The 21,180-nt window shown below is 40.5% G+C and carries 15 protein-coding genes and 2 tRNA genes; 12 read left to right on the top strand and 5 right to left on the bottom strand.

The features are described 5' to 3' along the window. Positions 1 to 361: 361 nt before the first annotated feature. Positions 362 to 2,671, top strand: a complete 2,310-nt coding sequence (gene priA / locus HMPREF9969_RS03630; protein WP_009434517.1) for a primosomal protein N' — start codon at positions 362 to 364, stop codon at positions 2,669 to 2,671. Positions 2,672 to 2,703: 32 nt separating this feature from the next. Here the strand turns inward: priA and HMPREF9969_RS03635 are convergent, their stop codons facing one another. The 4 genes from HMPREF9969_RS03635 to HMPREF9969_RS03650 all read right to left on the bottom strand — a co-directional run bounded on the left by HMPREF9969_RS03635 (position 2,704) and on the right by HMPREF9969_RS03650 (position 7,963). Then, on the bottom strand, positions 2,704 to 3,237 hold the full coding sequence (locus HMPREF9969_RS03635) for a hypothetical protein (RefSeq protein WP_009434522.1): 534 nt from the start codon (positions 3,235 to 3,237) through the stop codon (positions 2,704 to 2,706). A gap of 13 nt (positions 3,238 to 3,250) precedes the next feature. Continuing rightward, positions 3,251 to 3,454 carry a hypothetical protein gene (locus tag HMPREF9969_RS03640; RefSeq protein WP_009434516.1) on the bottom strand — a complete coding sequence of 68 codons (204 nt, stop codon included), beginning with the start codon at positions 3,452 to 3,454 and terminating at the stop codon, positions 3,251 to 3,253. A 181-nt stretch (positions 3,455 to 3,635) separates the two neighbouring features. Continuing rightward, the gene (locus tag HMPREF9969_RS03645; RefSeq protein ID WP_009434521.1) at positions 3,636 to 5,330 is read right to left on the bottom strand and encodes a membrane protein; all 1,695 of its coding nucleotides are present in this window, start codon (positions 5,328 to 5,330) and stop codon (positions 3,636 to 3,638) included. 581 nt (positions 5,331 to 5,911) lie between these two features. Further along, complete coding sequence (locus HMPREF9969_RS03650; RefSeq protein ID WP_009434513.1) at positions 5,912 to 7,963, bottom strand: HD family phosphohydrolase; 2,052 nt, start codon at positions 7,961 to 7,963, stop codon at positions 5,912 to 5,914. 108 nt (positions 7,964 to 8,071) lie between these two features. Here HMPREF9969_RS03650 and gltX point away from each other — a divergent pair, with 108 nt between their 5' ends. The 5 genes from gltX to HMPREF9969_RS03675 all read left to right on the top strand — a co-directional run bounded on the left by gltX (position 8,072) and on the right by HMPREF9969_RS03675 (position 15,880). Then, a complete protein-coding gene (gltX, locus tag HMPREF9969_RS03655; protein ID WP_009434512.1) occupies positions 8,072 to 9,589 on the top strand; it encodes a glutamate--tRNA ligase in 1,518 nt (505 codons plus the stop codon). 17 nt (positions 9,590 to 9,606) lie between these two features. Continuing rightward, positions 9,607 to 10,104, top strand: coding sequence for a hypothetical protein (locus HMPREF9969_RS03660; protein WP_009434523.1), 498 nt, complete (start codon positions 9,607 to 9,609; stop codon positions 10,102 to 10,104). Between the two features lie 47 nt (positions 10,105 to 10,151). Then, positions 10,152 to 11,240 carry a tryptophan--tRNA ligase gene (gene trpS / locus HMPREF9969_RS03665; RefSeq protein WP_009434520.1) on the top strand — a complete coding sequence of 363 codons (1,089 nt, stop codon included), beginning with the start codon at positions 10,152 to 10,154 and terminating at the stop codon, positions 11,238 to 11,240. Positions 11,241 to 12,349: 1,109 nt separating this feature from the next. After that, positions 12,350 to 14,524, top strand: coding sequence for a TonB-dependent receptor plug domain-containing protein (locus HMPREF9969_RS03670; RefSeq protein WP_009434524.1), 2,175 nt, complete (start codon positions 12,350 to 12,352; stop codon positions 14,522 to 14,524). A 108-nt stretch (positions 14,525 to 14,632) separates the two neighbouring features. Next, positions 14,633 to 15,880, top strand: a complete 1,248-nt coding sequence (locus tag HMPREF9969_RS03675) for a hypothetical protein (RefSeq protein WP_009434518.1) — start codon at positions 14,633 to 14,635, stop codon at positions 15,878 to 15,880. Positions 15,881 to 16,090: 210 nt separating this feature from the next. Here HMPREF9969_RS03675 and HMPREF9969_RS03680 read toward each other — a convergent pair whose 3' ends face one another. Then, a complete protein-coding gene (locus HMPREF9969_RS03680) occupies positions 16,091 to 17,083 on the bottom strand; it encodes a malate dehydrogenase (protein WP_009012366.1) in 993 nt (330 codons plus the stop codon). Between the two features lie 267 nt (positions 17,084 to 17,350). On the opposite strand from HMPREF9969_RS03680, the gene HMPREF9969_RS03685 reads away from it, so the two are divergent. The 6 genes from HMPREF9969_RS03685 (at position 17,351) to HMPREF9969_RS03710 (ending at position 21,180) form a co-directional block, all read left to right on the top strand. Continuing rightward, positions 17,351 to 19,135, top strand: coding sequence for an aminopeptidase P family protein (locus HMPREF9969_RS03685; protein WP_009434511.1), 1,785 nt, complete (start codon positions 17,351 to 17,353; stop codon positions 19,133 to 19,135). A gap of 304 nt (positions 19,136 to 19,439) precedes the next feature. Further along, positions 19,440 to 19,631, top strand: a complete 192-nt coding sequence (gene rpsU, locus HMPREF9969_RS03690) for a 30S ribosomal protein S21 (RefSeq protein ID WP_009434519.1) — start codon at positions 19,440 to 19,442, stop codon at positions 19,629 to 19,631. Between the two features lie 76 nt (positions 19,632 to 19,707). Then, the gene (locus HMPREF9969_RS03695; protein WP_009434525.1) at positions 19,708 to 20,586 is read left to right on the top strand and encodes a tyrosine recombinase XerC; all 879 of its coding nucleotides are present in this window, start codon (positions 19,708 to 19,710) and stop codon (positions 20,584 to 20,586) included. Positions 20,587 to 20,608: 22 nt separating this feature from the next. Next, the gene (gene hpf, locus HMPREF9969_RS03700; protein WP_036894905.1) at positions 20,609 to 20,908 is read left to right on the top strand and encodes a ribosome hibernation-promoting factor, HPF/YfiA family; all 300 of its coding nucleotides are present in this window, start codon (positions 20,609 to 20,611) and stop codon (positions 20,906 to 20,908) included. 87 nt (positions 20,909 to 20,995) lie between these two features. Beyond that, positions 20,996 to 21,069 (top strand) — tRNA-Thr (locus HMPREF9969_RS03705). 29 nt (positions 21,070 to 21,098) lie between these two features. Then, a tRNA-Tyr gene (locus HMPREF9969_RS03710) sits at positions 21,099 to 21,180 on the top strand.

The raw sequence follows: 21,180 nt of genomic DNA on the forward strand, positions 1-21,180 counted from the left end.
GATTCAGGGTCTCAAACGTTCTGTAATAAGACAACTCGATTATATTAATTGTGAAATTAATGTCTTTCAAAACTAGTGTATTAATTTGGTTCTCTCGCTCTCGTGGTACGGCCTCACCCCCAGCTAACGGGGTGAGGCTTTTGTGTGAGACAGAAGAACATGGGATTTAGAGACAAAATGACAGAAGAACATATTATTTAATGACATAGGTTTTAGGCGGAATGACATGGGAACATATTATTTAATGACATAGGTTTTAGGCGGAATGACATGAGAACATATTATTTAATGACACAGGATTTGAAGACATAGAAAGTTTATTCGTACCTTTGCGCCACTATAGAATGGTAATCTTCAGCAAATGACTTACGCAAATATCATCTTACCTTTGCCACTTGATGGCTATTTTACCTATGGTGTACCTGATGACTTGGCTTCACGGGTGCAGAATGGGATGCGTGTTACAGTGCCATTAGGTAAGAGTAAGACTTATGTGGGTATAGTTGCTGAATATCCTGTTGATGTTCCTAAGTCTGCAGAGGAGGTTGCACAGCAAGGGAAGAAGAAGATTGAATATAAGAACATTGCTGATGTATTGGATGATAGCCCGATACTTCTTCCGCAGCAGTTGAGGCTTTGGAAATGGATAGCTGACTATTATATGTCGCCCATTGGAGACGTTTATAAAGCTGCCCTTCCGTCAGGTTTGAAGGCAGAAGATGGTTTCCGACCTCGCACGGAATTGTTTATTCGTTTGGCGGATAAGTATCGTAACGAACAAACGCTCACCCTTTTAATCAGTTCTATGAAGAGAGCTGTAAAGCAGTTGGATGTTCTTATGACTTATCTTAGACTGACGGGGGTTGATAATATAGAACATCTTTTGCCAGAAACAGAGCTTCGTGAGGTAACAAGAGAGGAACTTATGAATGAGTCTCATGCGTCAATAGCTGTCATTCGATCGCTTCAAGAAAAGATGATACTTGTTACTTATGAGAAGGAAGTGGGACGTCTTAATCATAATATTGCTCCTCATCCAGAGAAGATAAAGCCTTTGAACGAAGCACAAACCGAGGCTTACAATCATATCTTGATGCAGATGATGGGGCATCCTGTGACTTTGTTACATGGAGTAACCTCTTCGGGTAAGACGGAAATATATATCCATCTAATCCAGAAAGCTATCAATGAGCATAAGCAAGTGCTTTACCTTCTTCCAGAAATTGCCCTTACGGTGCAGATAACAGAACGATTAAAAGCCGTGTTTGGCAATCGGTTGGGTATTTATCATAGTAAGTATAGCGATGCCGAACGTGTGGAAATATGGAAGAAACAGCTTTCCTCCAATCCATACGATGTTATCCTTGGTGCGAGAAGTGCCGTCTTTCTTCCTTTTCATCGACTTGGTCTTGTCATAATAGACGAAGAGCATGAGCAAAGTTTTAAGCAGCAAGACCCTGCACCACGCTATCATGCACGGTCAGCAGCCATTGTATTGGCACAAATGTATGCTGGTGCGAAGACATTGTTGGGCACCGCGACTCCCTCAATGGAATCATATTATAATGCAAAGCAAGGCAAGTATGGATTTGTGGAGCTAAGCCGTCGTTATAAAGATATTCAGTTACCATCAATCGAAGTGGTGGATATGAAAGATCTCTATCGTCGGAAGATGGTGTCAGGTCCTTTCTCTCCTCGCCTGTTATCGGCTGTGCGTGGTGCTTTAGAGCGTGGGGAACAAGCAATCTTATTCCAGAATAGGCGTGGCTTTGCACCTATGATAGAATGTAGACAATGTGGTTGGGTACCGAAATGTCCTAATTGCGATATATCACTGACCTATCATAAGAGTATGAACTACCTAAGTTGCCATTATTGCGGATATACAATGAAGATACCTGAGGTGTGCCCTTGTTGTGAAAGTAAGGATATTCGAGGACGTGGTTATGGTACGGAGAAGATAGAGGATGAGATTCGTTCCATCTTTCCAGAGGCTCGTATTGCCCGAATGGACTTAGATACAACCCATACGCGCAATGCTTATGAGCGATTGATTAATGACTTCTCGATGGGCAAGAACAATCTTCTGATTGGTACGCAAATGGTTACTAAGGGATTAGACTTTGGAAAAGTCTCTGTTGTGGGTATACTAAATGCTGACTCAATGTTGAACTATCCTGACTTTAGAGCTTATGAGCAAGCCTTCATGATGATGAGTCAGGTGAGTGGTAGAGCCGGTAGAAAGGGAAAGAGGGGAGAGGTGATACTTCAAACCAAGACTCCTGATTTACCCATTATCCAGTATGTTGTTCATAATGATTACCCGACATTCTTTAAGGAACTATTGGACGAGCGACGCGAATTTCATTATCCCCCGTTCTATCATTTGGTGTATGTTTACTTAAAGCATAGGGATGAGAACATTGTCAATACGGCTGGGGTAGAACTTGGAAGTAGGTTGCGTGATATCTTCGGAGCTCGTGTTCTTGGTCCTGATAAGCCTGCGGTAGCACGAGTGAAGACATTGAGTATTCGAAAGATAGTACTGAAATTAGAGAATGGTATTGATTATCCTCGTGTTCGCCAGTATCTTCGTGGAGCATTAGATGCCATGATGAAAGATAAGCGTTATGGTGCTTTGCAGGTGTATTATGATGTTGATCCGTTGTAAGGCAATATGGTTGTTTGCCTAGAAAGGATTACTTAATCGAAATAGGGATACAGCTCCTTAAAACCATTAACAATGTCTGTGATAAGCTGGGGATTCTTCTCCATCTCCTTTTTGTTTATTAGGAGGTAAGCACTCTTAGCAAGGTTATAATGGTGAGTATAATTTTCTGAATTAAAGAAAGTCTGCATATATCTACTATAAACACGGAATCTTTTGGTCTCTAATTCAGATTCTCCAATAGAGTTTGCACCGATAAATCCAAATGAAGATTTATCGTCTTTAGCTGCAACCTCTAACATAATCTTCATGCAAGTCTGTATACACTGTCTCGGCTCGTTAAGTCCAGTCATAACATTGTACTTCTTATCACTATCACGATGTGATTTCAGATGGAACTTAACAGCATAAAAATGTTCCTTATAAACTTCAACCCACACCCAATATGTCTGATGAGTTTTTGTCGATTTGAAAGAGTAAAGAAGTTTATATAATAAGAAACCTTGAGGTCCATCCCATGGCTCTTCTATTTTCTGTACATACCTGTAAGGATAATAGTCTAGTCCCATTCGTCAGCGATAATTAAGTGTGAAGATATGCATCAATTCTCATTCTTCTTGCTTCTTCTTTGGGAACACGGACAAAGCCATCTCCGCTGAAGAGGATTTCTCTTTCTTCTGCTGATAGATAACGTGCTATTCGTAACAAGTCTTCTTGTTTCTTCTTCTCTTGATGTGCTTGCTTGCGTGCAATCTTAGTTGCAAGTGCTGTGGTAATTGTTCCCATATTGCTGAATATTTTCTGCTGCAAATATATGAATATTACTTGATATTTGCAAGTGTTTAAAAGGAAGTCTTTTCGAATCTTAATGAATTGAAGTGAAGGAAAAAATAAGGCGGAGATAAGTTGAAGTCATTCAATTATCTCCGCTTTGTGGTTAGATTAACTCGGTTGTGAGTTATTGTTTTTAGAAATCAATATCAAGTCCGACACCTAAAACTTTGTTTGTTCGGGTGAAGATGTCTGTATTCTTTGTTGCGATTGTCTTAGCCTGTGTCACGATTGTACCATCAGGTTGTGTGACTTGATCTTTACCGACAGTAATCGCATCGTTGTATTCCTTCTTAAAGTTAGAATAGTTCGTAAAGAAGTAAGCAACGTTGAGGTGTGCATTCTTAGCAACTTTAATCTTTGCACCAAAGCCGAAGCTGTAACTGCTCGTAACGAAGCTGAGGTCGGTAAGATATTTACCATCACCGAGTCCATACTTTGTGCGTTGTCCGCCAGCACTAACCGTCACAGCAGGAGTAATATCCCATTCAACACCAGCAAGGAATTCCTGTGTATTATGCGCAAGGAGCTTCTGTTTGTTATTTGCCATTCGTGCTTCTTTATCGAAGTAATAGTTGTAACCAGCCATAACGCGCAGGTTTTTCAATACTTCATATTGTGCGCCGAGAGCAAGAATACCAGGAATATCGTTAGGGGTTGTTACGCCATCTTCATAACTGTGCGTATCATCTGGGTTAGCCTTTGTCTCAACATTGAACTTTGTTGTGAACTCATAGCGAGCTGCAAGATTCCATTTTCCATTGTGATAATCAATGCCGAGGATAGGAGTAATACCCCAACCACGTTGGCTCACCTTTACATAACGATCCTTTACGAGTTCCTTACTGCTACTGAGTTTGTCGGCTCCAGCACTCACTAACTTCGCTCCGTTACTAGCTTTCTCAGCACCCGCTGCATATTGATTTGCTGCAGCCAATAGTTGTGCCTTGGCTGTTGGATCTGTCGTTGCATTAGCTTGTGCCTGTAAAGCTGCGGCTTGCGTTCTAGCTGCAGTAGCTGCCGCCTGTAACGAAGTAGCTTTTTCGTTAAGAGCTTTTACCTTAGAATCGAAGTAATCGTATAGATTTTGATTGTTCCCACCAACATTTGCAGAGATGTTGGTAAGGTTTCCTTCGTATTTGTTATAAACATAATTGAATCGTGCACCCCCATAAACAGCAAGATGATCATTGATTTTATATGCTGCACCGAGTTGCAAACCGAAATCGTATTGCTGCCCACTCATATAGCTCTGCATACTATAAGCCGTTGCAGGCGTCTCCTTCTGATCAAGAAGTGCAGCGAAAGTTGGGAGTTTTTGGTTGATTAATGCAGGAAGAAGTGATACCTGGCGTTCGAAACTAGGGAGTCCCTCGTTGAAAGTTGCCTTTCCACCGCCACCTGTCAAGCCAAAACCAGCTTGAAAACTCCATTTATCCTTATTATAAGCTACTTGAAATGATGGAAGGATGGGCACAGAAGCCTTACCTTTATAAAACTTACTGCCATCTTCTTTTCCTCCATTGAGCTTGAAAGGTTTTGCAAACGGCTGCAATGCAGGTACTTGTTCAAATGCTGGAACAGAGAAAGATGATGTTATTTCACGTGTTTGATAAGCGTTTTGGAAGTTGAGAGATAGGTGGAATCCATTACTGAGGAATGCAACGCCGGCAGGATTAAAGTAAACTCCATCGATACCAATCGCACCAACACGTGCAAAATTACGGTTGAAAGCAATGCTTTGATTGGTATTTGTGAGTAAACCTCCGGCTTGTGTTGTTGTAGTCATTGCTAACATTGTTGCAGCAATGATGATTTTGGAATACTTCATTGGTTGTTTGTTTGTATATAAAAAACCTATAAATTTGGTTGCAAAGTTATATATATTGTTCTAAACTTCCAAATCTTTCCTGTCTTTTTCTCATTTCGTCTTAAAATGTGCATATATATGTTAAGTGCGAAAGTAAGGGAAGTTGTTTGTGAAATGATAGGTGCTTTTATAAGAATATACTTTACATTCTATTTTTTCATTCTAGCGTTTTATAGCAAAGTAACAAGCCAGAAAATGGTATTGATTGTAGGTTTTTGAAAAAAAGTACTATCATTTTGAGTGAAAAGTAGTATCGTTTTCATGAAAAAGTACTATCGTTTTTGATGAAAAGTAGTATAGTTTTTTGCAAAAAATATGATGGTTTCGGCTAAAATTAAGTCTATTTTCACAAAATAAGTGGGTTCTTTCTCTTTATATTGTAAGTTGTTTTTAGATAAAAGGTTGATTGTTAATGGGTTGTGCTTACTATACAAAAAGCCACCATAATTTGGCTATTTGAGTCCAATTATGGTAGCTTTTCAGAATAACGCCAAAACGAGTGGCGGAATTAGCAATATTCTATTACAAAATAGGATAGTTGCTTACGCCTTTAACGTTGGATATTGAATACGTGTATGATACATTGATTTGAGTCGTTCGATGAGTACAGCCTTTGCCGCAGTAATATCGCGGAAGGTGATCGGGCAGTCCGTAAAGTTTCCGTCAGCTACCTGCCCATCAATAAGTCTATTGACGAGTTCGCTGATACTATCTTCAGTATACTCCTTCAGCGATCTTGAAGCAGCCTCCACCGTATCACTCATCATGAGAATTGCTTGCTCTCGTGTGAACGGATTAGGTCCTGGATAACGGAAAAGATCCTCATTGACTTCCTCGTCAGGGTGCTCATTCTTGTAATGAATGTAGAAGTATTTTGCCATTCCAGCACCATGATGTGTGGTGATAAACTCTTTGATTTCCCTTGGAAGATTATATTTTTCTGCGAGTTTCAAGCCCTCGGTTACGTGACTGATAATAATGCGTGCACTCTCAAGATCCGTCAATTTATCGTGCGGATTAATACCCGCTTGATTTTCTGTGAAGAAAGCAGGGTTAAGCATTTTACCGATATCGTGATATAGTGCCCCTGTACGAACCAGTTGGCTCTTAGCTCCAATCCTGTTTGCTATCTCAGTTGCGAGATTTCCAACCGTGATTGAATGTTGGAAAGTACCAGGTGCAACCTCGCTCAATCGTCTTAGAAGTTCGTTATTCGTGTTGGATAGCTCGAACATTGTTACAGTTGAAACGAAACCGAAAGTCTTCTCAATCACTAACATAAGCGGATAAGTAAAGAGAAGGAAGAAAGCATTGACCCCAAAGTGATAATACATTGTGTGGTCGAGCTTAGAGAGATCGTCGGATTGTATGAGTTGTAAGGCTAAATACATAGCAGCAGAACCGATAGTAACCAATAAAGCCGTAAGGAAAATCTGACTACGTTTGGATAATTCTCTAAGAGAATAGATGGCAATCAAGCCTGCCACTAATTGTACGATAATAAATTCGTATTGATATTTCACCGCCACGGCACAGATAAGAATCATTGTTACGTGCGCTATGAAGGCTGTTCTTGAGTCCATAAACACTCGGAAAAAGATGGGCGCCATGGAGAAAGGCAGGATATAGACACTGAGAATGTTATGTTCCATCATTAGCGAGGTGAGGATAGGGAATATGACTATCATCACATACAATAAAGAAATGGAGCGCGGCTTATCGAAATAATCTTTGCGGAAGAGAGCGAGGTAAAGAGTGAATAATCCGATGAGGATTAAAACATAGATACTTTGTCCGATGATGGTTGATGTTATCTCTGCTTCGGATGCGTTACGTTTCTCCATTGCCTGCTCGAATGAATTGAGCACACGATACGTTTTTGCATCCACGATATCGCCTCGGTCGATGATTCTTTGCCCTTCCAATACCATTCCTGATGCTTGCGGAATGAGACTGAGCATATCATTCATTTCTGTCTCACTACGATCTTTATCATAAATAAGGTTTGGTTCAATGTATTCGTTTAGATTACATTGTTGTAAGATAGCACGTTTCGAACCTAAAGTAGGATTCACAAAGAGATGTTCATAAGCCCCGAGCGTTGAGAATGTCTTATTGATTGGAACACTCACAGCTTGTTTACCAGTGACCACACGAATCACATTATCGCTATCTTTCACGAGTTTAGAATATTGCTGTGGGTCGATCACTCCAGCTTCATAAATATCATGCAGGTGTTGGGCAATGATTTCTACATACGATTGCGGTAATCCTGGAATACCATTCTTGTAAGCAGTCTTGAATTGTTCAATCTTCTTTGCTTCGATAGACGGATTAACGTTATAATACGGCTGGAAATGCTTCATCATCGAGTCACGTTCCGCCTTCAATGCTTCATCAGTCTTGAAGATTGGAAAGTCAAATTTGGCAATCAACTGCCCATACATCCATGGTTTTCCCTCATCATAATGGAAGAGTTTTCCCTTTGTTCGTGGTAAGAAAAGCACTATCATCACCACAGCAACAATGACCAATGCCGTTCTTGATGCTACATTTCGCCAATAGTGGTTTTCTAAGTTTCTGAATCTTATCATATTTCTATATTGTTTCTATTAACTTCTAAGGACTTGCGAAAATACTAAAAATATGGCGTATACTCAAAAAAAAGCATTAATTTTGCAGGAAAAATAATAATTAAGACAATGGCAGAGAGAAATGTAAGAGTACGTTTTGCACCTAGTCCAACGGGCGCATTGCATATTGGTGGTGTACGTACGGCTTTGTATAATTACCTTTTCGCACGTCAGCATGGCGGTAAACTCATCTTCCGTATAGAGGATACAGACTCTAATCGCTTTGTTCCTGGAGCAGAAGAATATATCCTTGATTCGTTTAAATGGTTAGGAATAGAGTTTGATGAGGGCGTTAGCTTCGGAGGTGAGCATGGTCCTTATCGACAGAGTGAGCGTCGTGAAATCTATAAGAAGTATGTTAATCAGTTGTTAGAGGCTGGTAAAGCATATATTGCCTTTGATACTCCAGAGGAATTAGATGCTAAGCGCAAAGAGATTCAGAACTTCCAATACGACGCACATACTCGTCTTCAGATGCGCAACTCTCTGACCATGTCGAAAGAAGAGGTTGATAGCTTGATAGACGATGGTCAACAATATGTTGTTCGCTTTAAGATAGAGCCAGGTGAGGAGGTGCATGTCAATGATATGATTCGTGGCGATGTCTGCATTAAGAGTGATATTCTTGATGATAAGGTCTTGTATAAGAGTGCAGACGAGTTGCCTACTTACCACCTTGCTAACATCGTTGATGATCACTTGATGGAAATCTCTCACGTTATTCGTGGTGAGGAATGGTTGCCAAGTGCTCCTTTGCATGTATTGCTTTACCGTGCCTTTGGTTGGGAAGATAGTATGCCACGTTTCGCACACCTTCCATTATTATTGAAACCAGAAGGAAAGGGAAAGTTAAGTAAGCGTGATGGTGATCGTTTAGGCTTTCCTGTGTTCCCATTAGAGTGGCATGATCCTAAGACAGGTGAAGTAAGTTCAGGCTATCGTGAGAGTGGATATTTCCCAGAGGCAGTGGTGAACTTCTTAGCATTGTTAGGTTGGAATCCAGGAACCGAACAGGAACTCTTCTCTCTTGATGAGTTAGTAAAAGCATTCGATATAACGAAATGTTCAAAGAGTGGAGCTAAGTTTGATTATCAGAAGGGTATGTGGTTCAATCACGAGTATATCCTTCGTAAAAGCGATGACGAGATAGCAGAACTCTTTGCACCTATCGTTGCTAATAATGGTATTGAAGCAACGATGGAACAAGTAAGACAGGTTGTTCACATGATGAAGGATCGTGTTAGTTTCGTGAAAGAGCTTTGGGAACTTTGTTCTTTCTTCTTTATCGCTCCAACAAGTTACGATGAGAAGACGGTTAAGAAGCGTTGGAAGGAATATTCTGCACAGCAGATGACAGAATTGGCAGAGGTGCTTGAAGGTATAGACGACTTCTCCATTGAAGGTCAGGAACCTGTTGTGATGAAATGGGTAGAGGATAAAGGCTATAAGCTTGGCGATATAATGAATGCTTTCCGATTGACATTGGTTGGTATTGGTAAGGGACCTGGTATGTTTGATATCTCAGCTTTCCTTGGCAAAGCTGAAACCTTAAAACGTATGCGCAAGGCTATAGAAGTACTTGGTTAATGATAGAAATCGAATAGATGAAGTATCAGATAACATGTGATAATTGTGGTACACAATTTATAGTGGAAGCTAGTGAGGGGCAGACAATCGAATGTCAGTGCCCTCATTGTCATGGAACGATGGAGGTAACATTACCTCTTATTAGTGCAGGACAGCAGTATCAACCACAGAATCAAGTGAATGCTAATGCACAAGTTCCACAAACGGCTCAAACAAACACGAAGAACAATCATGCCATCTTATGGGGTATCTTGATTGGTTTAGTTGTATTAGCGATAGGAATTGGTGCTTATGTTGCCTTCCGTCCAACACCACCAGCGGCAGTTGCTTCAGATAGCTTGTCTGTCGATACAATTCCTTATGAAGCGCCAGTCCAGAACACAGCTCCTCCTGTTGTGGATACAGTTGTTACTGCGCCAGAGCCAGCAGAGCCCGAGGAAGAAGCAACCCCTGCGCCAAAGGAAGAGAAACAGCAAGCTGATACAGCAGCTGTCGAAGAGGAACATCGGCAATAGGATTATGCAGACTTCCTATTAATAACGTAAATAAGAAATAAAGATACATGGGAAAGATTATTTTAACGGGTGACCGCCCAACTGGTAAGTTGCATCTTGGTCACTATGTGGGTTCACTTCGCCGTCGTGTGGAGTTACAGAACCTTGGCGACTACGATAAGATGTTTGTCTTCATGGCAGACGTACAGGCGTTGACAGATAATGCTGACAATCCAGAGAAGATTCGCCAGAACATTATTGAGGTGGCTTTGGATTATCTTTCTGCAGGACTTAGTCCAGAGAAATGTACGCTCTACATTCAGAGTCAGATTCCAGAATTGGCAGAACTGACCACATTCTTTATGAATCTTATCAGTGTAAGTCGTGTGCAGCGTAACCCTACTGTGAAGACTGAAATCAAGATGCGTAACTTTGAAGCCAATATTCCAATGGGGTTCTTTGCTTATCCAGTTTCACAGGCAGCCGATATAGCAGCTTTCAAGGCAACTACCGTACCTGCGGGTGAAGATCAAGAGCCAATGATTGAGGTGACACGCGAGATTGTACGTCGCTTCAATCAGATTTATGCACCTGTATTAGTTGAACCAAATATCATGTTACCAGAGAATGCAACGGCTCGTCGCTTGCCTGGAACGGATGGAAAAGAGAAGATGAGTAAGAGCTTGGGTAATTGTATCTACCTGTCTGATGATGCTGATACGGTATGGAAGAAGGTGAAGACAATGTACACCGACCCAACTCACTTGAATGTTTCTGATCCTGGTCATGTTGAAGGTAACGCTGTGTTTACCTATCTTGATGCTTTCTCAACCGATGAAGATTTTGCTGAGTTCTGGCCAGAGTTCCAGAATCTTGACGAACTGAAAGCTGCTTATTCAGCTGGTGGTATCGGTGATATGAAGTGTAAGAAGCTCTTGAATAATGTGCTCAATAAGATACTTGACCCTATTCGTGCTCGTCGCCATGAATACGAGCAAGACATTCCAGAGATCTATAACATCTTGAAGAAAGGATCTGTTGAGGCTCGTGAAGTAGCTGCAAAGACGATGGATGAAGTTCGTGCAGCTATGCAGATCAATTACTTCGAAGACACAGCTTTGATTCAGAGTCAGGCTGAGAAGTTCAGGAAGAAGTAAATCATAAAGTCAAAGAACGTTCTCCTTTTTTGTGAGAAGTTAAACTAATGATAGGGACGTGTTAGAGGTTTATTTAACCTTTGATGCGTTCCTTCTTTTTGGGGAACATCGTCTTGTGTAATTGGCGAGAGTCTTTCCTTGTGAATTGTTGATGTCCCCTTTGAGTGGAGAAGAATTATTAGGTTAACCAGTAATCATAATTTTGAACTCAGGATTTTGATTTATGTTTGATCTTGCCAATGCTAATCTTTTGTTCTACCAACGCTAATCTTTTGTTCTAATAACGCTAATCTTCAAGCATACGAACACTAACTTCTAAAACTTGAGAACACTAACTTCTAAACTTCTTGGGGCAATCTCGCTATCTGCACTCCTCCCCTCTCGGGGAGGTCGGGTGGGGCTGTTTCTTTCTGTTTGCAAAGGTAAGCAAGTTTATTCTGAAAACAATCGTTTTTCGGGGTACTGGAGTAATAAGTTCCGCAAACGCCATTGTAACTATCTGTTTTACAGAAAGATATGTATAGATAGAGAAAGCCTCCCCAAGCCCCTACAGCCTCCCCCGACCCCTCCGAAAGGAGGGGAGTGCCTATGCGCACACGAGGGATAAGGGGCAGGGCTCTTTATCTGATAGTTTTCTGCAAAATACTTGCGAACTTGCACTCCCCTCCTTTACTTCCCTTCGGTCAGTGACCGTTGGTTCGGAGGGGTCGGGGGAGGCTTTTTATTCCCAATCACAAAATCACAATCACAAAATCACAAAAAGGATTTTCAATGTGTAAAAAGGGATTCTTATATAATATAATACCTTATTAATAAATAATAATATATAATGATACATTATCTATGTAAGAAAAAATGCGATATTACCATAATTGATTTTGTGATTGTGTGATTGTGATTTTGTGATTGATATGGTCTGCCATTTAGTCATTTTATCATTCAATTTGTCAATTTCTTCACCAGGTTCTTTTTCAATTTATTTACTTACTTTTAGGTATTGTCTTATATTTTGTTATTCTCTATCTTTGCAACGTTATTTAATTACATTTTAGTTTAATAGTAAGGACTTAAATCAATATTTCCAATTAAGTCCTTAATTAGCAAGTCAGATGGAGAGACAGAGAAAGAAACCTATAGGAGAAGTAGCTTCTAATGTTTATTTGTTGTATAAGAAAGCATTTTGTTTAATATTGTTTTTGAGTCTTAGCCTGCTTACATGCTATGCGCAGGACATTGTTAAGCGTGATACAACCTTAGAGATGAAGGAAGTTACTGTGACAGCACGTAGCGAGATTAGGAAGCTGAAGGAGTCGGCTATGCCTATATCCGTTATAGGACAGCGTCAGTTACAAGGTACAGCGACAAATATTAATGACGTACTTGCGCGTACAGTTGGTGTAACCGTTCGAAATACAGGAGGTTTAGGTAGTGCCTCTCGCATCTCACTTCGTGGCTTAGAAGGTAAGCGTATGGGAATGTATGTGGATGAAGTCCCGATGTCGCAATTGAGTAACTTTGTTGCCTTAAATGATATTCCTACGAATATGATAGAGCGTATTGAGGTTTATAAAGGTATTGTCCCTTATAAGTTTGGTGGCTCAGCCTTGGGAGGAGCTGTTAATGTAGTAACAAAGGAATACCCACCTGTTTATTTTGACTTCTCATACGAGTTAGGTTCATTTAACACACATCAAGTATCAACGGTGTTTAAACGTACCAATCATAAAACGGGTCTACAATTTGGTATTGGCGGAGCCTTCTCTTTTTCAAAGAACAATTACAAGATGACTTTGGAAAATTTGGACAATAGAATCGTGGAAAGAGACCATGATAAGTTCAATAAAGTCATGGCTGGAATGTCTGTTAAGGCTACGAAATGGTGGTTTGATGAAATGAAGTGGGAACTTATTTTTCTCAAGACACGTCAGGAAATACAAGGAATCGACCTCGATGTGCGTGAGGCTTATAACCATTCTGTCAGTGGATTGACAGCATTGACACTAAAGCGTAAGAATTTCTTTTTGGATGGTCTTGATTTTGATTTTGATATAGGATATATCATTGGCAGGTATGGTTTGAATGATAAGGCTTCAAATCGTTATGATTGGGACGGAAACAAGTTGCCTGCTGTCTCTCCATACGGAGGAGAGCAGAATAACTTCCCTTCAGATGGAAGAAACCGGTCGAACGAGTTGACGTCGAAGCTTAATTTGGGATATACCATAGATAAGCATCATGGCATTAATCTGAATGTTTACTTTGATAGGAATTCACTTCATCCAAATGACTCTTTAATGGATAAAGCCTTGGGATTTCAATCAAATTTCCCAAGTAAGATGAAAACCTTAACAACGGGTTTGTCATACGATCTGACCCTCTTTGATGGTCGTTTCCAGAATGCTTTTACTTTAAAGAACTTTATTTTCTCATCTCATTCTCGTAGTATAGATGTTTATTCGGTACGTGCGCCAGAGCCTGTAAAGGTGTTTAAATCTTATTTCGGTTTTAGTGATGCCTTTCGTTATAAGTTTACAGATGACTTGATGCTAAAGGCCTCTTTTAATTCAGAGGTGCGAATACCTACAAGTGAGGAGTTGATAGGTAATGGGTATTCTATCCTTGCATCCCCAGCTTTGAAGCCTGAGCGTACATCTGGTGTCAATCTTGGTATGCTTTATCGTCACTTAAAACAAGATGGTGGACTTGTTGAGATAGAGTTGAATGGCTTTTATAATCAGTTGAAAGACATGATAAGGTTCACGCCTGATATGATTCCTACGATGGCTCGCTATCGTAACTTTGGTAGTGTTCGGACGAGAGGTGTTGAACTTGATGTTAAAGGAGATGTCTGTCCAGTACTTTATCTTTATGCGAATGGTACTTATCAAGACCTTCGTGACGTGAGAAAGTTAACTCCTGGTACTACTGTCGAGAATCCCACTTATATGAAACGTATACCAAACGTACCTTATCTATTAGCAAACTTTGGTGCAGAGTTCCATAAAGAAAATCTCTTTGGAGGAAAGGAACAGAATACACGTTTCCTCTTTGATGCTTCATACGTGCATACGTATTTCTATGATTTTGAAGTAAGTCGGTATCAAGACAAGAAGATTCCTTCAGCTTTGACGATGGATGCAGCCATAGAACATAGTTTCAAGAATGACCAATGGGTTTTAACGTTTAAGGTAAAGAATCTTATGGATCGCCATGTTGTATCAGAGTTTAATCGTCCTCTGCCAGGAAGATATATAGGAGTAAAAGTTAGATATCTTCTGAAGTAAGAGGCAATAAGACTTTATTTTGCAATATGAAAGAATAAAGTATGATTCATAAAGAAAGGGCATATTGTGTGTCTATAGAGATAATATTAATATTAAATAAAGAGAAAAATGAAAAAGCTAAAATCAATTCTTTCAGCCATTGTTGTGATGGCTATGTTTACCGCTTGTGGAAACAATGGTGACGACCCAACACCGGGTCCTAAACCAAATTCGGGTAATAAGGACTTCCATGGAGTTGTCTTCGCAACGGGAATTACCAATCCAGAGGGTAATAGTGGTAATGTATATTTACAAGCATTACCAAGTCTGTTGCCTGGTACTTATGATAATAGCAACAGTATTCCTTGCGGCTTTGGTTCTACGCCAATTGTAACAGAGACAGGCAATGTCTACACTTTCCCTGATTATATGGGTAATACGAAGGCAGAGATAAACCGCTATAGAATTATGAACGATGGTACATGGAAGAAAGAAGGCGCCTTGTCTATTCCTGCTGGTGCTGCAGCATGTAACATCGTAGAAGCAAGTAGTGAGAAAGCATACGTCAGTTTACAAGGTATTGGTGTTGTGATGGTATTCAACCCAACAACTATGACAAAGATTGCTGATATTGACCTTAATAATCTGAAACAGTCAGATACGAGGGTTGCACCTGCTGCAATGATTATTCGTGATGGTAAACTCTTTGTTGGACTGAACCAAATGAATGCTCAGTATATGCCAACACGTAATAACATAGAGTTTGCTATGATTGATGTGAAGACAGACAAAGTAGAGAAACACATTGTTAATGAGTCTTTGGGAATGTGTTTTGCTACTCGTCCTATTGATGCTGGTTCAATCTTTATGGATGAGAATAAGGATATTTACTTTAACTGTGTTGGTTCATTCGGTTTTGTTCCTGGACTGAATGGTGGTATCGCTCGTATAAAGAATGGTTCTACAGAGATTGACCCAGACTTCCTGATTCGTCTTGATAAGACAGAGGTTGCAGGTCTTTCAACCAAGCATATAGACTATATCGTAGCTATGTGTTATGCGGGTAAGGGTTTACTATATATTTATGGAAACTCATTCGCACTTGCTCCTGATGGTCTGACAAATCCATACCTCAGCTTTACATCTGTTCCAATCGTTGTTGATTTGAAGCAAAAGACGATGACGCTTATCAACGGAATGGAGATTTCTAATCCTCAATGTATTGCAGTTGCTAAGCATAAGAATTTGATAGTCTTCGGTAGTGCTAATAAGAAGGCTACAGGCTTCTACACTTACAATCCAGATACGAAAGAAGTTGCAGGTCCTATCCTTCAGGTAAAGGGTAACCCTTGTTTCTTCCATAGCTTTGAGAAGTAATTTAGCTTTGTACAATAGAAAAGAGGGTATGTCAAAATTGATACATCCTCTTTTTATTTTGCTTTGTAAACATAGATAACTTGTTAATTCGTCAACTAAGTTAGCTTTGTACAATAAAAAAGGCAACCAACGAAAAGTTGATTGCCTTTTTATTTTGCTTTGTAATCAGATAACTTGTCAACTTGTCATCTTGTTAACTCGTCAACTAACTTACAAATTCGCATTGTCGTTCTTCCATTCAGCAACAGCTGGTACGATGTCGAGGCTGATGATTTCCTCACGCATCTTGCAGAGGTGCTCGTAAGAAGCCTGGAGAGAAGCCATCTCCTCTGGAGTACCTGTTGGCTCTGTGTAGTGAACACCAGTAGCGTCGATAGTTGTAGGCATAGCCATCATAACGTTCTTGAAGCCGAGCTTCTCGTCGTTAACGTAGCAACCTGCAGGCAAGGTGAACTTCTCACCACCCATAGCAGCCTCAATCATCTTAACAGCGTTGTAAGCTGGGCTCTGGAATGAGCTACGGCCACGAAGCTTGATAATGTTTGAACCACCCTGTACTGTGTGATGCTTAATCTCTTCCCAACGCTCAGCTGAGAGACCCATCTCTGACAATGGCTTGCCATCAACCTTAACCTGAGAAGCAAATACAGCCATCTGCTCACCGTGACCACCGTAGGTGTGTGCACCAGTAACCTTATCCTGCTGTACACCGAACTCATGAGCCAAAGCCTGCTGTAGACGAGTTGAGTCGAGAGCAGCGAGTGATGTCAACTGATTTGGCTTCAAACCAGAGTGGATAAGAGCTGTCAATGCTGTAACGTCAGCTGGGTTGAAGATAACAACAACGTGCTTTACATCTGGGCAATACTTCTTGATGTTCTCACCGAAATCAGCTGCAATCTTGCAGTTACCCTTCAACAAGTCCTCACGAGTCATACCCTCCTTACGAGGAGCACCACCAGAAGAGATGATGTACTTAGCACCAGTGAAAGCCTCTGCAGGGTCAACGGTGTAAGAAAGGTTAGCACCTGGGAAAGCGCACTGCTCCATCTCGTCGAATACACCATGAACGCCTGGCTCATAGATATCATATAGACAGATGTTAGGAGTAAGACCGAGTGTAAGAGCGGTCTGAACCATGTTTGAACCAATCATACCGCCTGCACCGACGATAACAAGTTTCTCGTTTGTTAAGTAATTCATAATAAATATTTTATTTTAAAAGTATATTTTCCCTTTTGTTCGATACCGCAAAGTTAATAAAAAAAGAGTATGTGAGAAGAAAAAGAATGAATTATTTGTGTTATTATTTATAAAAGGGCGGACCTTTGTAAAGTCGGTTTTGCATTTATAGATATTTCTTGTTCTTCTTGATTTGGATATTCGGATTTTTTTTATTAACTTAGCGGACAGATTCGGAGAGTTTTTCTTTTCTTCGCATTGTTTTCAACCTCTAACCCTATAAATATTATGCAAACAATCAATGAACGCCTTGTTGCTCTTCGCAGATGGATGAAGGAGAATGCGCTTACTGCTTTTATTTTCCCAAGTAGTGACCCCCATAATAGTGAATATGTTGCCGACCACTGGAAGACTCGTGAATGGATATCTGGTTTCACTGGCTCGGCTGGTACTGCCGTAGTAACGTTGCATCACGCCGCCTTATGGACGGATTCTCGTTACTTTATTGCAGCTGCAAAGGAACTTGCGGGGAGTGAGTTTCTATTGATGAAAGAACGTGTAGAAGGTACTCCTTCTATTAGCGAGTGGTTAGCAAGTGAGCTGGCAGAATACGATAGTCCTATTGTTGGAGTGGACGGAAGTGTCAATACTTTTGTTAGTGTTGCTGATTTGAAAGAGAGTTTGGCGACAAAAGGGAACATGCAGGTGCGTTGTGTTGATGATCCAATGGATGTGCTATGGCTTGACCGACCTGTCATTCCTAATAATAAGATCTGTCTTCATCCATTGAAGTATGCTGGTGAGACGACAGAAAGTAAACTGTCTCGAATACGTGAGTGTTTAGTTAAACAAGGTGCGGACGGACTGTTAGTTACGGCTTTAGACGAGATTGCTTGGGTGCTGAATTTGCGTGGAAACGATGTTCATTGTAATCCGGTCTTTGTCTCTTATCTATTAATAGCTCCTGATAAAGTTACCTTATACATATATAAGGATAAATTATCAGAAGAAGTGCAGGCCTATCTTTCTACAGAGCATGTAGATGTAGAGGTGTATGATGCGGTCGTGGAGGGCTTGAAGAGATATGTTGGGAAAGCGCTTTTGATAGACGTTAGTTCTACTAACTACAACTTATCTACTGCGGTGGAGAGTGAAAAGTTACATGTAGGAACGTCTCCAATCCCGATGATGAAAGCCATAAAGAACAAGGTTGAACAGGACTGCTTCCGTGCGGCTATGTTGCGTGATGGAGTCGCAATGGTTAAGTTCTTAGCATGGATTAAGGCTGCTGTTGAGAAAGGCGGAGAGACAGAGATATCGCTTGACGAGCGTTTGACGGGTCTACGTGCAGAGCAACCTATGTTTCAGGGTATCTCCTTCGACACGATTGTCGGGTATGAAGAACATGGAGCAATCGTACATTATGAGGCAACACCAGAGACGGATATCCCAGTAAAGCCACATGGATTGGTACTCATTGATAGTGGTGCACAATATTTAGATGGTACGACAGACATAACGAGAACCATTGCCTTGGGCGAACTAACGGAGGAACAACGACGAGTCTATACCTTAGTTTTGAAAGGACATATCCAACTTGATAGGCTTCATTTCCCTGCAGGAGCCTGTGGATCACAGTTGGATGCGATAGCTCGTGCACCGATGTGGCGCGAAGGTTATAATTATCTGCATGGTACAGGACATGGGGTAGGGAGTTACCTCAATGTACATGAAGGTCCTCATCAAATTCGTATGGAGTGGCGACCAGCACCTATGCAAGCTGGCATGACGGTAACCAACGAACCAGGACTCTATCTTGAAGGGAAATTCGGTGTGCGCATAGAGAATACCTTACTCATTGTTCCTGCAGAGACAACCGCCTTTGGTGAGTTCCTCAAGTTTGAGACACTTACACTTGCACCGATTGATACAACCCCGATAGTACTTGAGATGTTGAGTGTTGAGGAACGTGAGTGGCTGAACAACTATCATCGTCGTGTCTATGAGAGTCTTTCTCCTTATCTGAATAGAAGAGAGCAAGAATGGTTAGAAAAAGCAACTCTTCCAATCTAAGAGATACTGAACTATATATGAAGAGAGCCTTATATCCATTATAAAAGACGCTTCTCATATATACAGAAAGGCGTTCTTAATGTCTTGAAGGAGTCGTTTAGGTAGTTCGCTAATTTGCTTTCATACAACTTAAAATGAATGATGAATGAGATATTGTGATGGATATAATCAATGATAAATATGCCAAGAAAGTCTACAAATGTTTGGAAGTTAAGATAATAAAGTGTAACTTTGCAGCCGCAGAAGTGGTGTCATTACCCTTTTGTATTATGTATAACAATTAATTTAATTAAAACAAAAAAGCATGATTATTGTACCAGTAAAGGATGGCGAGAACATTGAGCGCGCTCTTAAGAAGTTCAAAAGAAAGTTTGAGAAAACAGGTGTTGTAAAGGAGCTTCGCGCTCGTCAGCAGTTTGACAAACCTTCTGTAAAGAAGCGCTTGAAGATGGAGCATGCCGTTTACGTACAGCAGCTTCGCGACGCAGAAGAGTAAAATCTTCTTAAGGAATTTGGTAGTTTAGAATTAATTCCGTAAATTCGTTGCCAGTAAATGATATGACATTGTGCTAATGGTAGACTTGTTCTTGGATTACTTGAAGTTAGAGAGAAATTATTCTCCAGCAACGGTAAAGCATTATCGTGATGACTTAAAAGAGTTTGAACGATTTTTTCAAGAACTTGATTTACAGCTCTCTTGGGAGACTATTGATTCTGATATAGTCAGGCGTTGGATGGAGGCAATGATGGATAGAGGTAATGTAGCCTCTTCCGTAAATAGAAGACTCAGTGCACTAAGATCTTTTTATAGATACGCACTCCGACGTAATCTTGTTGAGAAGGATCCTGTTCACGGGATTCAAGGACCAAAAAGGAAGAGACCTCTTCCACAATTTCTGAAAGAGGCTGAAATGGATCGACTTCTTGATGAAAATATGTGGACGGATTGTTATAAAGATGTGCTTGCTCGTACAATTATTGTAACATTCTATGAAACAGGGATTCGTATTTCTGAATTGATTGGTCTCAATGATAAAGATGTTGACTATATTAATTGTGAAATAAAGGTCACAGGAAAGAGAGATAAACAGCGCATAATACCCTTTGGTGACGAATTGTCAGAAGCGCTTATTAGTTACCAGCATAGACGTAATGCTGAAATGAAATGCGAGTCTGAGGCTTTTTTTCGAACAGAGAAAGGAGAGAGGGTGACTGATGCACAAGTGAGACAAATAGTGAAAACAAACCTCTCGAAGGTTTCGACACTGAAGAAACGTTCTCCACACGTGCTTCGGCATACATTTGCTACTGCAATGCTTAATCATGAAGCAGGGCTTGAAAGTGTTAAGAAATTGCTTGGTCATGAGAGTCTGTCTACGACAGAGATTTACACGCATACGACCTTCGAGCAATTGAAAAAAGTCTATAAAAATGCCCACCCAAGGGCGTAACCTTTTAAAAATGGAGGTACCTATGGAAATTAAAATTCAGTCAATTCACTTTGACACTACCGAAAAGTTGCAGAGTTTTATTGCTAAAAAGATTGAGAAATTAGAAAAGTCTTACGAAGACATTCAGAAAGTTGAGGTGCAATTAAAGGTGGAAAAACCTGCTACTGCATTAAATAAGACTACAAGTGTATCAGTTGTTGTGCCAGGTACAACGCTTTTTGTAGAAAAAACATTCGATACTTTTGAAGAAGGAGTTGATGAGTGTGTTGATGCAATGAAGGTTCAGCTTACCAAGTTTAAGGAAAAGCAAAGAAAACGTTGAAAAAATCTCTTAAATATTTTGGAGATTGAAAATAAATCATTACCTTTGCAGCCGTTTTACTACAGGTAGCCTTTGGCTGCAAAGTATGCCTCTTTAGCTCAGTTGGCCAGAGCACGTGATTTGTAATCTCGGGGTCGTTGGTTCGAATCCGACAAGAGGCTCTTCTTGAAGGGAGAGAACATTTGAATAAGGGTAGTTTCCAGAGTGGCCAAATGGGGCAGACTGTAAATCTGCTGCTTCTAGCTTCGGTGGTTCGAATCCATCACTACCCA

The sequence above is a fragment of the Prevotella sp. oral taxon 306 str. F0472 genome (assembly GCF_000257925.1).
In the GTDB taxonomy this organism is placed as follows: domain Bacteria; phylum Bacteroidota; class Bacteroidia; order Bacteroidales; family Bacteroidaceae; genus Prevotella; species Prevotella vespertina.